Origin of the sequence: Streptomyces sp. NRRL B-24484 (assembly GCF_000717715.1) — a bacterium.
Taxonomy (GTDB): Bacteria; Actinomycetota; Actinomycetes; order Streptomycetales; family Streptomycetaceae; genus Kitasatospora.
The window spans coordinates 1-13,343 of the sequence record NZ_JOAI01000069.1; the positions used below are offsets into that span (position 1 = coordinate 1).

The window sequence follows — 13,343 nt, forward strand, 5'->3', positions numbered from 1 at the left end:
GGAGATCGTCCCGGTCTTCAGCCGCAAGCCGATGTTCGGCTACTCCGGCCTGATCGCGGCCACCATCGCGATCGCCGGTCTGTCCGTGACGGTGTGGGCACACCACATGTTCGTCACCGGGCAGGTGCTGCTGCCGTTCTTCTCCTTCATGACCTTCCTGATCGCGGTGCCGACCGGGGTGAAGTTCTTCAACTGGGTCGGCACCATGTGGAAGGGATCGCTCAGCTTCGAGACCCCGATGCTCTGGGTGGTCGGCTTCCTGGTCACGTTCCTGTTCGGCGGCCTGACGGGTGTTCTGCTGGCGGCGCCGCCGATCGACTTCCACGTCTCGGACTCGTACTTCGTCGTCGCCCACTTCCACTACGTGGTGTTCGGCACCGTCGTCTTCGCCATGTTCGGCGGATTCCACTTCTGGTGGCCGAAGATGACCGGCAAGATGCTCGACGAACGGCTCGGCAAGATCACCTTCTGGACGCTGTTCATCGGCTTCCAGACCACCTTCCTCGTCCAGCACTGGCTCGGCGCGGAGGGTATGCCCCGCCGCTACGCCGACTACCTCGCCTCCGACGGCTTCACCACGCTGAACACCGTCTCCACCGTCGGCGCCTTCCTGCTCGGCCTGTCGATCCTGCCGTTCCTCTACAACGTCTGGAAGACCGCCAAGTACGGCGAGAAGGTCGAGGTGGACGACCCGTGGGGCTACGGCCGCTCGCTGGAGTGGGCCACTTCCTGCCCGCCGCCGCGGCACAACTTCCTCACCCTGCCGCGGATCCGCTCCGAATCCCCGGCGTTCGACCTCCACCACCCCGACATCGCCGCCCGCGACTACCTCGACAACCACGGCGAGCCCGCCAAGCACCTCACCGGTGTGACCCCCGTCGAGTACGACACCCCGCAGCGCCGCGGGTCCCGCCCCGGCGACGGTGCCTGACCACCGGTCCCGGCGAAGCCGACGACCGCCGTCCTGCGGGAACACGGTCCCGCAGGACGGCGCACCCGACCCACCTGCCGTCCGTGAGGTTCGTGATGGACGAAGACACAGCCGACATCGACGACATCGTCGACAGCAGCCTGCGACAGCTGGAGGGCTACCTGCTGTGGCGGGCGGAGATCGCCACGGCCCAGCGGGACGCCGCCGCCTTCACCGAGCTGTTCCCCTGGCTCTCGACCGGGCAGCGCGAGGAGGTCGCCGAGGCGTACGCCCAGAAGCGTCTGCAGGTGTCCCGCCAGGCCGTCACCCACATCGCCCAGCGTTGCCGGGAGCTGCGGAGCGAGTACGAGGACCGGTACCGTCGCCTGAGGCTCGGCCTCGTCGCCCTGCTCCCCTTCGCCACGGCCCTGGGAGCGGCCGCCGGCGCGGTGGTGACACGCTCCTGGCAGTGATCCACCGCCGGCACCGTCCGCTCCACAGCCTGACTGCCGTGAACTCGTGCTTCGATGACTGGTGATCAGGTCGTGGTACCAGGCGTACGAGGCCTTCGGGGTACGTTTCTGCGTCCCGAAGTCGACGTGAACCAGGCCGAAGCGCCGGTGGTGGCCCTCAGCCCGTCGAACACCCTGTCACCTTGTCGGCCCGTCGGCCTCGGACAGCGCACGACCGGACCACAAGGCCCCGAAGGGATGGCTCCCGCCCCTCACGACGGACGGCGTTCCCGTCACTCGCCGCCGGCCGGCTCACCGTCCCGTTCGACGCGGCCCTCCGGTGCGCCCAGGCCCCGGCGGACCGAGTCCAGGATCGTCAGGCCCTGGCTGACCAGGCCGGCGGCGATCTCGCCCAAGCCGTCGGCGCCGTTGAGAACGTTGACGTTGGCGCCCGCGAGCCCACCGGCCGCCTCCTTGACGATCTGCGGCAGCTGGTCGATCAGCATCCGGTCCAGCGCCACCCGGTCGTGCGAGGCCGCCGCCTCGGCCTGGATCTTCATCCGCTCCGCCTCGGCCAGTGCCAGGACCCTGATCCGCTCGGCCTCCGCCTCGGCCGGCTTCACGACCTCGGCGACCAGCTGCTGCTGGCGCAGCTCGGCCGCGCGCTGGGCCAACTCGGTCTGCGCCGTCAGCACCTCCTGCTGCGCGTGCGCCTGCGCCAGCGGGCCGGCCTGGGCCGCCTGGGCCTGGGCCCGATCCACCTCGGCGGTGTACTGCGCCTTCACGACGGCCGTCTCCCGGGCGTACTCGGCCTGCTTCCGGGCGGACTGCTGCTCCGCCTCCGCCGCGGCCTGGGTGGCCTGCGCCTGGGCGATCTGGGCCTGGCGCTGGATGGCGGCCCGGTGCGGGGCCGACATCGCGGCGATGTAGCCGGTGTCACCGTCGTCGATCGACTGAATCTGGAGCGAGTCGACGATCAGGCCGATCTTCGCCATCTCGGCCTTCGAGGTGTCGAGCACCTCGGTTGCGAGCTTCTGCCGCTCGGTGACGATTTCCTCGACCGTCATCGAGCCGATGATGGCGCGCAGGTGCCCGGCGAAGATCCGGCCGGTCAGCACGGACATCTGGTCCTGGTCGGAGAGGAAGCGCTGGCCGGCGTTGACGATGCTCTCGGTGTCGTTGCCGACCTTGAAGGCGATCACCGCCCGCGCCGTCAGCGCGATGCCCTGCTTGGTGACGCAGGTTTCGGCAACCTCCGCCTCACACATCGCCAGGGTCAGGAAGCGGACCTTGCGGAAGATCTGCAGGACGAACGTCCCGTGCCCGGTCACCACGCGGAACGGCGCGCCTGCAAGGCCCCGTCTTCCACCGGAGATCAGCATCGCCTGGTCGGGGGCGGGAACGCGATAACCGAACATCCTGGTTGCCTCCTCAGCGAGGTCCGTCGGGAAGGTCGGACCCCGGGTCGCCGACGGGGTCGGTCCACTCCATGACGTCGACCTGGCGAGTACCGCGTGATTCGATCACCAGGACCGGTGTTCCCTTGGGCAGAGGCTCCTCCGACCAGGCCAGGAAGGTCTCCGAACCACCCCTGACCCTCACCAGGACCTCACCCGGGCCGGCGGCTCCCCGGGTCCCGATCACCAGCGTGCCGGGGCAACCGATCACGGCCTCGTCCGACACCATCGGCGGCCGCCCCTTTCACCTGTCGTACGTCGCGCCACCATCCTCGCAGCACCAGCCGACCGCAGCGGGCAGGCGCGCGGCCGGGTCACCGTACTGGATCAGCCCGACTCCGAGGTGTCACCGGCGCTCGCGCTGCCGACAGGGTGCGCAGGCGCGGCGTGTGCCGCCCACCGTGCGACTGCCTCTGCCCCGTGGATGATGACGGGACCCGCACACCGTCACGGTCGGCGTCAACAGCCGCAGATGCCGCCTCCCACGCGTCGCCCGACTACGGTGAATGGCAAGCCCGATGAGTGACGATCAGATCCCGGTACCAGGCGTACGAGGCCTTCGGGGTGCGCCGCTTCGTCCGGAAGTCGACGTGGACGAGGCCGAGGCGCTGGTGGTGGCCCTCGGCTCGCCGAACAGGCTGTCGTTGTCGCGAGACCATGACGGCACGCTGCCGCCCTCCTTCAAGCCGGCTGTTCGGCGGCGAGGTCGAGAGGTTCGACCGGACCGGCGACTTCGCGCGCCGCTTCCGACGGGTCGCCGCGCCCGGCGGGCGATGGCGCGATACCGACCGGCCCGCTTGTCGGCGCCCATCGCCTCCGTAACATGACCGGATGTCGGATTCGGTCGCGCAAGGAGGATCCCTCTGGAGCTGCACTTCAGCACGCTCGGATCGCTCAGGGCCCGGCGCGGCGATCGGGAGCTGCGGCTGAACCGGGCTCGGGACCGCGCGGTGCTCGCCGTCCTGCTGGCCCGTGCCGGGAGGCCGGTGCCCGTGGCGGAGATCATCGACGGCGTCTGGGGCGAGGAGGGTGACGAGGCGCCGAACCGGGCGAGAGGGCTGCCCGCCACCATGTACCGGCTGCGCAACACCCTGGCCGACGAGGACGGCGCCACCGAGGGCGGCAGTGTCCTGCGGCACGTCGGCAAGGCGTACCGGCTGGACGCGGACCCGGCGAACATCGACCGTACGGTGTTCCTCGCCGAGCTCGCCGCCGCCAACGCCGCCCGTCGCAACCGGCAGCCCGAGCGGGCCCACGCCCTGCTCACGGCCGCGCTCGGCCGGTGGTCCGCGCCGGTGGCCCTGGACGGCGTGCCGGGCCCGTACGCGGAACACGACCGCCGGATGCTGGCCGGGCGCCGGGAGGAGGCCCGGCAGGCCCGGCTCGAACTCGACGTCGAACTCGGACTCGGACTGACGCTCCTGGCGGAACCCGGGGCGGAGCCGGGCACCGTCGTCCCCCACGCGCTCGCGCTGGCCCGGGCCGGCCACAGGGAGCGGGCCCTCGCCCTGCTCGCCGGGTCGGCCCCCCGCGGCGAGGCGGCGGCTCTGGCGGCACGCCTCCGCGGCCGGGCCCCGGACCTGGCGAGCTGGACGCCCTGGGCCTCCCGGACGGCCCCCCGGCCGGTTCGCCGACCGTTCCAACTCCCACCCGACCTCGCCGACTTCACCGGCCGGACGGCCTTGCTGACCGAGCTCGCCGCCGCCCTGGCCGCGCCGGGCCCACGCCGGGTCACCGTCACCGGGCCACCCGGCTACGGCAAGAGCGCGCTCGCCGTCCACGCCGCCCACCGGCTCGCCCCCGGCTATCCCGACGGTCAGCTCCACGCCGACCTGAACGGGAAGGTCCCCCTCGCGGACCCGGCCGCCGTCCTGGCCGCCTTCGTGCGGGCCCTGGGCGTCGAGGAGCCGGCCGTCCCGCCGGGCCTCGCCGACCTGCGCGCGCTCTACCTCCGGTTGCTCGCCGGGCGGCGCGTCCTGGTGCTGCTCGACGGCGCCGTCGGTGCCGAGCAGGTCCGCCCGCTGCTGCCGGCCGAACCCGGAAGCGCGGCCCTCGTCACCGCCGGCCGACCGTTGCCCGGTGGACACACCGTCACCGTCGGCCGCATGACGCCCGACGAGGGGATCGAGCTGTTGTCCCGCACCCTGGGCGCCGGGCGCCTCGCCCGGGAACCGGACGCGGCGCGGGCCCTGGCCGCTGCGTGCGACCATCACCCCGGTGCCCTGCGGCTGGCCGCGAACCGCTTGGCGCGCCGTCCCGCCTGGCCGATTTCCGCTCTCCTTCCGCACCCCGGTGAATGAGCTCCGTCTGCGAATAAATGCGGGCGTTCATCCTTCGCCAACCGGCCCGTCACAGAATCCCGTCGGTGGCCGCGACCACCGTCCGACCAGGTGGGCCACCCGGGATCGCCAACGACGGAAAGAGGACTAACAGATGAGCGGGACCGTCACACGGATCGGCCGCGCGCCGGCCGGCACCACCGCCGTCGCGACGGCGGCGACCGGCACACCGGCCACCGGAGGCACCCCGCAGGCCGGCCCGTCCCCGTGGCGCAACGGGGACCTCCCGATCGGCCGTGCCTGCGACATCACCGTCCGGCGGCGCCCGCCCGGCCGGACCTCCGTCGACGGCCGGCGCCCCGCCGGAACGGCCGGCCCCGACTCCACCGAGAGCCCCCACGCCATCCGCCGGTAACCCGGTAACGGAGAACCGCTGAGCCCCGGCGCCCGACCCTCAGCCCCCAGCCCTCAGCCCGCTGTGCGCCCCCACGTGCCACCGCCCTCCGCCAGCCCCGGCGCGCCGTCCACCCGGGGCCCGACGAGCCTCCGGGAGCGCCGTCATCGCCACCCAGCCCGCACCCTCCACCGAACGCACACCCACCACCGAACACACACCCGCCGGCACGCCGGACCTGCACTTCCACCTGCTCGGTCCGCTCACCGCCCGGGTCGGCGACCACCGGCTCGACCTGGGCCGCAGCCAACAGCAGGCCTTCCTCGCCATGCTGCTCGCCCACCCGGGGCGGCCGCTGACCGCCGCCCGCCTCGCCGAGGGCATCTTCGACGAGGACAACCCGCCCGCCCGGCCCAGGTCCGTCCTGGCCACCCACGCCTACCGGCTGCGTCGCACGCTGCGCAACCACCGTGCCGACCACCTCCTGGTCACCGTCGACGGCGGCTACCGCCTCGACGTCCCCGCCGAGTCACTGGACTCCGTCGCCTTCGACCGCCTCGTCGCACGGGCGGAGGACCTCCGCACCACCGACCGGCCACGGGCCCGTGACCTGTTGACCCGGGCGCTGGCCCTGCACGAGGGCGAGCCGCTGGCCGGACTGCCCGGTGGCCACGCCGTCGAGCTCCGCCGCCACCTGGCCGAACGCCGGGCGGACGCGCTGGAGGCCAAGCTCGCCCTCGACGTCGACCTGGGGGACAACCCGTCCTGCCTGGTCGAGCTCGACCAGGCCGTGTTCGCCCACCCGTTCCGCGAGCGGTTCCGCGCCCTACTGATGTTGGAGTACCACCTGGCGGACCGTCCGGCCGAGGCACGGGCCGTGTACGCCGATGCCCGGCGCGACTACCGCACCGAGGGGCTGGACTGCCGTGAGCTCGACGCGCTGCACGCACGGATCCGGCGCGCCGACCCCACCCTCGGCACGGCGACCCGCCCCGTGGGCCGCTCGGCCGTGGCCCACGACGGGCCCGTTCCCGACCGGGGAACGGACTCCGGCCGCTCGCCGGCACCGGAACAACTTCCCGCTCCCCTCTCCGACTTCACCGGCCGGCAGAGCGCCGTTGCGGAGCTGACCACCGTACTCACCCGGCCCGATCCGGGTGCCGTGGTCATCTCGGCGGTCAACGGAATCGGGGGTGCCGGGAAGACCAGCCTGGCCGTGCACGTCGCCCACGCCCTGCGCGAACACTTCCCCGACGGCCGACTGCACCTGGACCTGCGCGGCACCCGGGCCGACCCGCTCGACCCGGCCGAGGCACTCGGCCTGCTGCTGACCGCCCTCGGCGTCGCGGACCGGGAGATCCCGGCCGACCCGGCCGAGCGCGCCGCGCTCTACCGCACCACCGTGGCCGGCCGCCGCCTGCTGGTGCTGCTCGACAACGCGGCCTCCGCCGAACAGACCGCCCCGCTGCTGCCCGGCGCCCGGACCTGCGCCGTCCTGGTCACCAGCCGGGTCTGGCTGACCGGCCTGCCGGGCGCCCACCACCTCCATCTCGACGCGATGGAGCCGGCCGACGCGCTGGACCTGCTCGCCACCGTCACCGGTCGCGACCGGGCCGAGGCCGAACCTGAGGCCGCCACCGCGATCGTCACGGCCTGCGGCCTGCTGCCGCTGGCCGTACGGGTGGCCGGTTCGCGGCTCGCCGCCGACCCCGCACAGTCCCTGGCCGGCCTCGCCTCCGCCCTGGCCGACGAACGGACCCGACTCGCCGAACTCACCCACCACCACACGGCGGTGGAGCCCGTCCTGGCGCTCTCCCACGCCCGGCTGAACCCCGCACAGGCCCGCGCCCTGCGCCTGCTCGCCCTCCCGGACACGCCGGTGCTCGCCCTGGGCCCGGCCGCGGCACTGCTCGACCGCGCTCCGGAACGCACCCGCGAGCTCCTGGAGACCCTGGTCGACCTCAACCTGCTGAACTCCCCGGCCGCCGACCGGTACGGGCTCCACGACCTGCTGCGGGTCTTCGCCCGCCGGCGCTCCGCCGACGAGGACACCCCGGCGGAGGTCTCCGCCGCGTACGCCCGGCTGCTCGGCTTCTGTCTGGCCACCGCCCGCAACGCCGAGGCGACCGCGCACCACGTCGAGCACACCCGCCGCAGCCTGATCACGGCGGAGACCGCCGCGCCGGGCCGGACCTTCGGCACGGTCGAGGAGGCCACCGCCTGGCTGCGCGACCAGACCGACCTCCACCGGGCGGTGATCCTCCGGGCCTGCCAGGACCCGGCCCTGCCGCTCGCCCAGGCCGCCGACCTGGCGGACAAGATGGGCTCGATCCTGTTCGGCCGCGACCACGCGACCACGGTCGGCGAGCTGGCGGCCCGGGTCGCCGAGGCGGCGCCGGCCCGTGGCGAACGGGACGCCGAGGCGCTCGCCCGCTCGGTCCGCGGCAGCATGCTCTGGCATGCCGGCTCATACGCGGCGGCGGGCGAGGAGCTCCGCCGCTGCCTGCCGCTGTGCGCCGGGGCGGCGCTGCGCCGACTGCGCGCCAACGTCCTCCAGTTGCTCGGGGCGAACGCGCGGGTGCTGTGCGACTTCGAGGCCGCGACCGGTCCACTCGAAGAGGCCGCGTCGCTGTTCCACCAACTCGACGACGAGACCGCCGAGGGCCTCGCACTCGGCGAGCTCGGCTACATCCACGCACGGTGCGGCCACCTCGCCCGGGCCCGCGCGGCCGGCGAGCGGTGCGCCGAACTGACCGGTGGTGAGGTGTCCATCTCCTCGTCCGTCGGGAGCTACTACCTGGCCCGCATCCTCCACCTCTGCGGCGACCTCGCGCGGGCCCTGGAGCGGGCGGAAGCCGCCCTGGCCCGGTTCCGGTCCTTCGGCATGCCGGCCTTCCAGGCCGCGACCGGCGGCCTGATCGCCCGGATCCACCTCACGGCCGGGCGGACGGCGGCCGCCGTCCGGGCCGCGGAGGAGGCACTTCCGCAGGCCCGGCGCGTCGGCGGGATGCTGGAGGGCACCGTGCTGCGCACCCTCGGGCAGGCCCTCGCCGACCTGGGCCACCGCAGCCGGGCCGGGGCCTGCCTCCGACAGGCGCTGGAGCACTTCCGGCGGCTGAACCTCGACGCCGAAGCGGCCGGGACCGAGCAGTTGCTCGGCGTGCTCATCGAATGTCCATCGCGGTGACCGAACCTCATGTCGTGCCCCGGTCAACCGGACCGGGCAAGCAAGGAGGCACCGCACATGTCCGTCAAGGGAATCCGTCGGGTCGTCCTGGGCCTGGCCACCACCGCGCTCGCCGGAGGGATCGCGCTGACCGGCGCCGGGGCGGCTTCGGCATCGAGCGGCGGCGGCTGCGGCGGCCCGGGTTGGAAGCAGACCTGCATCAGCGCCGGCGGCGGCCAGGTGTCGGCGCAGGTGACCACCAACTTCGGCGGCAACAACTGCACCGAGCAGATCATCATCTGGGACTACACCACCGGCAGCCAGGCACTCTCCACCTCGTTCCCCTGCCACTCCGGCCAGTACTCCTACACCTACACCCTCAACAACCCGACCCCGGGCCACGACTACAAGGCCGAGGCCCGCTTCTACTGGCAGCCCGGCAACGGCTACGACTACCAGCTCAGCCCCGACCTCTGGTACTGAGCCACCCGGCGCGAGGCGACACCGCCCTCGACCCCCACGCGCCCTGAACCCGCACCGCGTCCCGCCCCCGACACCCACGGGGGCGGGACGCCCGTCAGGTGACCAGGCCGTGGCGGTAGGCGTAGACGACTGCCTGGACCCGGTCGCGGAGTTGAAGTTTGGTCAGGATGCGGGAGACGAAGGTCTTGACGGTCTCAGGACTGATGACGAGGGCTGCGGCGATCTCGCTGTTGGAGAGGCCGTCGGCGATGAGGCGGAGCACCTCCAGTTCGCGAGGGGTGAGCGGGATGTCCCGGTGGGTCTTCTCGGCGGGGCGGATGCGGGCGGCGTAGCGCCCGACGAGGCGGCGTGTCACGTCGGGGTCGAGGAGGGCCGCGCCGGTGGCCACGGTCCTGATGCCGTGGAGCAGCCGGTCCGGCGGGGCGTCCTTGAGGAGGAAGCCGCTGGCGCCGACGCGCAGTGCCTCGTAGACGTACTCGTCCAGGTTGAACGTGGTCACCACGAGGACCTTGACGGGGTGGGGCACTCCGACGCCGGCCAGCAGGCGGGTGGCTTCGAGACCGTCGAGGACCGGCATGCGGATGTCCATCACGACGACGTCGGGTCGTACCTTGCGGGCGAGGTCGACCCCGGTCCGTCCGTCTCCGCACTCGCCCGCCACCTCCATGTCGGGCTGGGCACCGATGATGGTGACCAGGCCGGTGCGGACCAGCATCTGGTCGTCGCAGACCAGGACCCGGATCGGTGCGCTCACGAGGTGCCGTCGGCGGGGATGCGCGCCCGGACGGTGAAGCCGCCGTCCGGGCCGCAGCCGGCGCTGAAGTCGCCGCCCAGGACGTCGACGCGCTCGCGCAGGCCCGCCAGGCCCCGTCCGCCGCCGGCGGCGACGGCGGTGGCGCGTGAGCCGGTTCCGTCCGTGCTGACCTCCACGGTGATCTCCCTCTCGCCGCGCTGCACCTGCACGGAAGTGCGGCTGCCGTGAGCGTGCTTGAGGGCGTTGGTCAGTGCCTCCTGCACCACCCGGTAGGCGACGAGGTCGGCGCTGCCGGTCGATGCCGGCGGTGTGCCCCGCTCGGTGAGGTCCACGGGCTGTCCGGCCCGGCGGGTCTGCTCGACGAGCGTGAGGACCCTGCCGACGGCCGGGGTCCTGGCCTGCGTGGCCTCCGCCGGGCCGACGCCGTGGTCGGTGTCGCGGTCGGTGCCGTGACCGGGGTTGAGCAGGTCCAGCAGGTGACGCAGGTCGGTGAGGGCGCGGCGGCCGGTGTCGCTGACGGCGGTCAGGGACTGCTCCAGCCGCTCGGGTGCGGCCGTCAGGTAGCGGGCGGCCTCGGCCTGGACGACCATCGCGGTCACGTGGTGGGTCACCACGTCGTGCAACTCGCGGGCGATGCGGATGCGTTCGGCAGTACGGGTCTCGGCAGCCACACGCTCGCGGCGTGCGGCCTCCGCGGCCCGGGTGGAACGCAGCCACGCCCCCGCTCCCCAGGCCAGGGCGAGCGCCAGGTAGAACGTCACGAACCCCGTCGACGTCTCGCCGCCCGAACCGAGCCGGGCGAGCGCGATCGCCAGGGGCACGTACGCCACGGACAGAAGGACCACGGTGGTGCGCCGGCGCCGTTCCAGATGGAAGCCGGCACTGATCAGCGCGACGGGCAGGGCGGTCCCGGCGGCCGAGTGGTAGCCGCACAACTGGTCGAGGGCGAAGCCGCACGCCACCAGCCCGAGGCAGATGACCGGCCACCGCCGGCGCACCACGAGGGAGAGGCATTCGAGCGCGAGCGCCACGACGGCCAGCGCGTCGAAGGGGCGGGTCGGCAGGTCCCCGACCTGCGTCCCGTGGCCGCGCAGTCCCGGCAGGAACGACGCGACCAGGAACAGCGTCCCGAGAGGGAGGTCGCGGAGGGTGACGTCGAACCGGCGCCACACCCGACCGGCCCCCTGAAGGCTCATCACCGGGCGAGTGTAGCGAGGGCGTCGACGCGCTCGGCACGCCGGCGGGGGACGATGTGGCCGCGCCGACGGGCCAGCCGCAGGAAGACGACCATGAGCAGCGCGCCGAACAGCGTCGCGAACACGCTGGCCTCCGGGCCGAACTCGCCGCCGGTGATCAGCGTGGCTCCCGACGTCGAGGCGTCCAGCAGTCCGTGCGTGTCGCCGTTGCCCGACACCTCGGTGCCGAAGATGCCGGACTCCGCGAAGTTCCAGCCGAAGTGCAGGCCGATCGGCAGCCACAGGGAGCGGGTGGCGGCGTACGCGGCGGCGAGCATGCCGCCGGCCTCGATGGCGATGGCGACGCCGCCCAGCAGGGTGGCGTCCTTGTTGAGCAGGTGGGACGCACCGAACACGGTGCCGGACAGGGCCAGCGCGATGTACGTTCCGAGGCCGCGCTCCACGAGCCGGAAGAGCAGGCCGCGGTACATCAGTTCCTCCGTGACGGCGGCGCCCGCCATGAAGCCGACCAGCCCGATCGCCCCGGTCGGCGAGCCGAAGCCGTGGACCGTGTAGTCCCCGAGGACGTAGATGTTCGCAATGACGGCTCCGAACATCGCGACCCCGACCACCAGGCCCCGCAGGAGTGCCCCGGACGCCCCCTCGCGGGCCAGCTCCGTGACCGGGCGCCGCTCGCTACGCCCCACGACCCATCGGTAGACGAGCACCGAGAGCACGACCGTCAAGCTGCCCCAGAGGAGCGACAGCCACGGGTCGCCCTGGACCGCGGTGGCACCTTGACCGCCGACCGCACAGGCCAGGACCACGGCCAGGATCTGCCACACCAGCTTCATGACGACTCCTTCTTCGGTTCCGTTTCCGGTTCCCCGTCCGGTCCGCGACCGAGACGCCGCGGTTGAACTGAACGCTAGGGAAACGGTGATGGGGAATCGTCACCTCACAGAGGACACCTGCACGTAGCTCTCACGGGGGACAGAACCCCGGCCACTCCCCCATCGGCCGCCCGCGGCAAAACCTGCGGACGATCCGCCCGACCCCGGTGGGCGTCGGCTGCCGGGCGTGGACGGGAAGCGCTGCTCCGGCCCGCCGCCGCGCCCGTACGGTGGATGCGCGGCTGGACGGGTAGCCGGTTGGCCGGTGGCAGGCACTGTCGGCTGTCCCTGCGGGTGACCACGCACCGCAACGGGTGCCGGTCGAGAAGGGCCACCGTTTCGGGACCGCGGACGGCACCGGGTCGCTCGCGGACCTCCTCGGCGGGCACTCGCAGCCGCCCGTCCACCACTTCGTGTTCGGCCCGCCCTACGAGGCCGGATGCCCGGCCACGATCTCGACACCGGCCGCGAGCATGTTGGCAGCGATCCGATCCGCCAGCGCGTCGTGGCACATCAGCAGGTCCATCGGCGGGTCGCCCTTCATGACGATCCGGTAGCCGCTGCTCGTCCGCTCGAGCTGCCAGTCGTGCCGCCCGGTGGTCCACATGTCCTCGTAGCAGGCGAGGTCCGGCATGCTGGTGCCGGCCGCAGCGTGCGCGCCGGTCCCGGGCGGTGGCTCGGCCTGGAACGAGACCCCGGGGAGATAGCCGCCCGGCACGGCGGTCTGGAAGCGGAGCTCCGGGTACCGGTCGTCTCCGAGCGCCTCCAGCACTTCGGCCGCCGGGTGGCCGAACAGGTCGATGTCGTCGAGTACGACAGGGACTGCGGCCGGACCGCGCCACGCGGGCCCCGGCGCACCGCGTCCGACCACGCCCCGGCCGGGAATCGGCCGCCGCGGGTGCCCGGCCCGGCTCAGCACGACGTACGCCATCAGCAGGTCGCCGGGTTCCGGGTCGTGCCGGTCACCCCTCGCGCAGGCGGTCAGTTCGAGATCGCCCCACTGGACGGTGAAGATCCACGTCGCGCCGGGGCCCCCCGGACTCCGGACCTGGCCGAGGCCGGCCAAGGTCCTCCGCGTGGCGACACCGTCCATTCCGAAGCGGAGCGTTCCCGCACCGTCCGGCAGATGGACTCCGATCCCCGGCAGCAGTTCGAACATCCGCCGATCGTGGCGGCTCACGGCACATCGCGGCAAGCGGGTTCGCCGCCGCCGGCAGCGGCGTGTCGGAAGCGAGCACGCGCCGGACAGCCGACGCGGCCTCCCGGCGAGGTGGGCGTGGGCAGCCGGAACCGTCGGCGGTGGCGGCCGGACTTGTTGAACACCCTGTCCCTTGCGCAGTGTCGGGGGCGCAGCTGCTGCAGGCCGCGCCGTCCGGACAG

Annotated in this window: 12 protein-coding genes and 2 pseudogenes; 7 read left to right on the forward strand and 7 right to left on the reverse strand. The window is 73.2% G+C overall.

Annotation, left to right across the window (positions count from 1 at the left end):
- Both IE98_RS0138170 and IE98_RS0138175 read left to right on the forward strand, forming a co-directional pair.
- Positions 1-931, forward strand: a 931-nt coding sequence (locus tag IE98_RS0138170) for a cytochrome c oxidase subunit I (protein WP_043176101.1), incomplete at its 5' end; no start/stop codon positions are given.
- A gap of 95 nt (positions 932-1,026) precedes the next feature.
- Complete coding sequence (locus tag IE98_RS0138175) at positions 1,027-1,383, forward strand: hypothetical protein (RefSeq protein ID WP_052391503.1); 357 nt, start codon at positions 1,027-1,029, stop codon at positions 1,381-1,383.
- Between the two features lie 272 nt (positions 1,384-1,655).
- On the opposite strand, the gene IE98_RS0138180 is transcribed toward IE98_RS0138175, so the two are convergent.
- The 3 genes and pseudogenes from IE98_RS0138180 to IE98_RS48640 form a co-directional block, all read right to left on the reverse strand.
- Positions 1,656-2,780 carry an SPFH domain-containing protein gene (locus tag IE98_RS0138180; RefSeq protein WP_052391504.1) on the reverse strand — a complete coding sequence of 375 codons (1,125 nt, stop codon included), beginning with the start codon at positions 2,778-2,780 and terminating at the stop codon, positions 1,656-1,658.
- Between the two features lie 13 nt (positions 2,781-2,793).
- Positions 2,794-3,048, reverse strand: a complete 255-nt coding sequence (locus IE98_RS0138185; RefSeq protein WP_030276877.1) for a hypothetical protein — start codon at positions 3,046-3,048, stop codon at positions 2,794-2,796.
- A 268-nt stretch (positions 3,049-3,316) separates the two neighbouring features.
- Positions 3,317-3,445: pseudogene (locus IE98_RS48640) on the reverse strand (family 1 glycosylhydrolase); the annotation flags it as partial.
- 366 nt (positions 3,446-3,811) lie between these two features.
- Here IE98_RS48640 and IE98_RS0138190 point away from each other — a divergent pair.
- The 4 genes from IE98_RS0138190 (at position 3,812) to IE98_RS0138205 (ending at position 9,141) form a co-directional block, all read left to right on the forward strand.
- Entirely contained in the window at positions 3,812-5,119 is a 1,308-nt protein-coding gene (locus IE98_RS0138190) for a BTAD domain-containing putative transcriptional regulator (RefSeq protein WP_234443847.1), read from the forward strand.
- A 133-nt stretch (positions 5,120-5,252) separates the two neighbouring features.
- Complete coding sequence (locus IE98_RS0138195) at positions 5,253-5,513, forward strand: hypothetical protein (protein WP_030276881.1); 261 nt, start codon at positions 5,253-5,255, stop codon at positions 5,511-5,513.
- Between the two features lie 274 nt (positions 5,514-5,787).
- Complete coding sequence (locus IE98_RS52130) at positions 5,788-8,679, forward strand: AfsR/SARP family transcriptional regulator (RefSeq protein WP_267882389.1); 2,892 nt, start codon at positions 5,788-5,790, stop codon at positions 8,677-8,679.
- A gap of 57 nt (positions 8,680-8,736) precedes the next feature.
- Complete coding sequence (locus tag IE98_RS0138205) at positions 8,737-9,141, forward strand: hypothetical protein (protein WP_030276885.1); 405 nt, start codon at positions 8,737-8,739, stop codon at positions 9,139-9,141.
- 94 nt (positions 9,142-9,235) lie between these two features.
- Here the strand turns inward: IE98_RS0138205 and IE98_RS0138210 are convergent, their stop codons facing one another.
- Genes IE98_RS0138210 through IE98_RS0138220 form a run of 3 tightly spaced genes read right to left on the reverse strand, consistent with a single transcriptional unit; the run spans position 9,236 to position 11,924 of the window.
- Complete coding sequence (locus IE98_RS0138210; RefSeq protein ID WP_030276887.1) at positions 9,236-9,895, reverse strand: response regulator; 660 nt, start codon at positions 9,893-9,895, stop codon at positions 9,236-9,238.
- Complete coding sequence (locus tag IE98_RS0138215; RefSeq protein WP_030276888.1) at positions 9,892-11,091, reverse strand: sensor histidine kinase; 1,200 nt, start codon at positions 11,089-11,091, stop codon at positions 9,892-9,894. Before IE98_RS0138215 ends, IE98_RS0138210 begins: the two co-directional genes overlap by 4 nt.
- The gene (locus IE98_RS0138220) at positions 11,091-11,924 is read right to left on the reverse strand and encodes a CPBP family intramembrane glutamic endopeptidase (protein WP_030276890.1); all 834 of its coding nucleotides are present in this window, start codon (positions 11,922-11,924) and stop codon (positions 11,091-11,093) included. Before IE98_RS0138220 ends, IE98_RS0138215 begins: the two co-directional genes overlap by 1 nt.
- Positions 11,925-12,277: 353 nt before the next feature.
- On the opposite strand from IE98_RS0138220, the pseudogene IE98_RS52735 reads away from it, so the two are divergent.
- A pseudogene (locus IE98_RS52735) lies at positions 12,278-12,358 on the forward strand (hypothetical protein); the annotation flags it as partial.
- Positions 12,359-12,390: 32 nt separating this feature from the next.
- Here the strand turns inward: IE98_RS52735 and IE98_RS51540 are convergent.
- Positions 12,391-13,122 (reverse strand): hypothetical protein, encoded by a 732-nt coding sequence (locus IE98_RS51540; RefSeq protein ID WP_030276892.1) that lies wholly within the window; start codon positions 13,120-13,122, stop codon positions 12,391-12,393.
- Between the last annotated feature and the right edge of the window lie 221 nt (positions 13,123-13,343).

Excerpts from the sequence above, each read along its gene's own strand:
- IE98_RS0138180 (WP_052391504.1), bottom strand. The coding sequence starts at position 2,780 with ATGTTCGGTTATCGCGTTCCCGCCCCCGACCAGGCGATGCTGATCTCC.
- IE98_RS0138215 (WP_030276888.1), bottom strand. The coding sequence starts at position 11,091 with ATGAGCCTTCAGGGGGCCGGTCGGGTGTGGCGCCGGTTCGACGTCACC.
- IE98_RS0138205 (WP_030276885.1), top strand. The coding sequence starts at position 8,737 with ATGTCCGTCAAGGGAATCCGTCGGGTCGTCCTGGGCCTGGCCACCACC.
- IE98_RS0138185 (WP_030276877.1), bottom strand. The coding sequence starts at position 3,048 with ATGGTGTCGGACGAGGCCGTGATCGGTTGCCCCGGCACGCTGGTGATC.
- IE98_RS0138175 (WP_052391503.1), top strand. The coding sequence starts at position 1,027 with ATGGACGAAGACACAGCCGACATCGACGACATCGTCGACAGCAGCCTG.
- IE98_RS51540 (WP_030276892.1), bottom strand. The coding sequence starts at position 13,122 with ATGTTCGAACTGCTGCCGGGGATCGGAGTCCATCTGCCGGACGGTGCG.
- IE98_RS0138195 (WP_030276881.1), top strand. The coding sequence starts at position 5,253 with ATGAGCGGGACCGTCACACGGATCGGCCGCGCGCCGGCCGGCACCACC.
- IE98_RS0138220 (WP_030276890.1), bottom strand. The coding sequence starts at position 11,924 with ATGAAGCTGGTGTGGCAGATCCTGGCCGTGGTCCTGGCCTGTGCGGTC.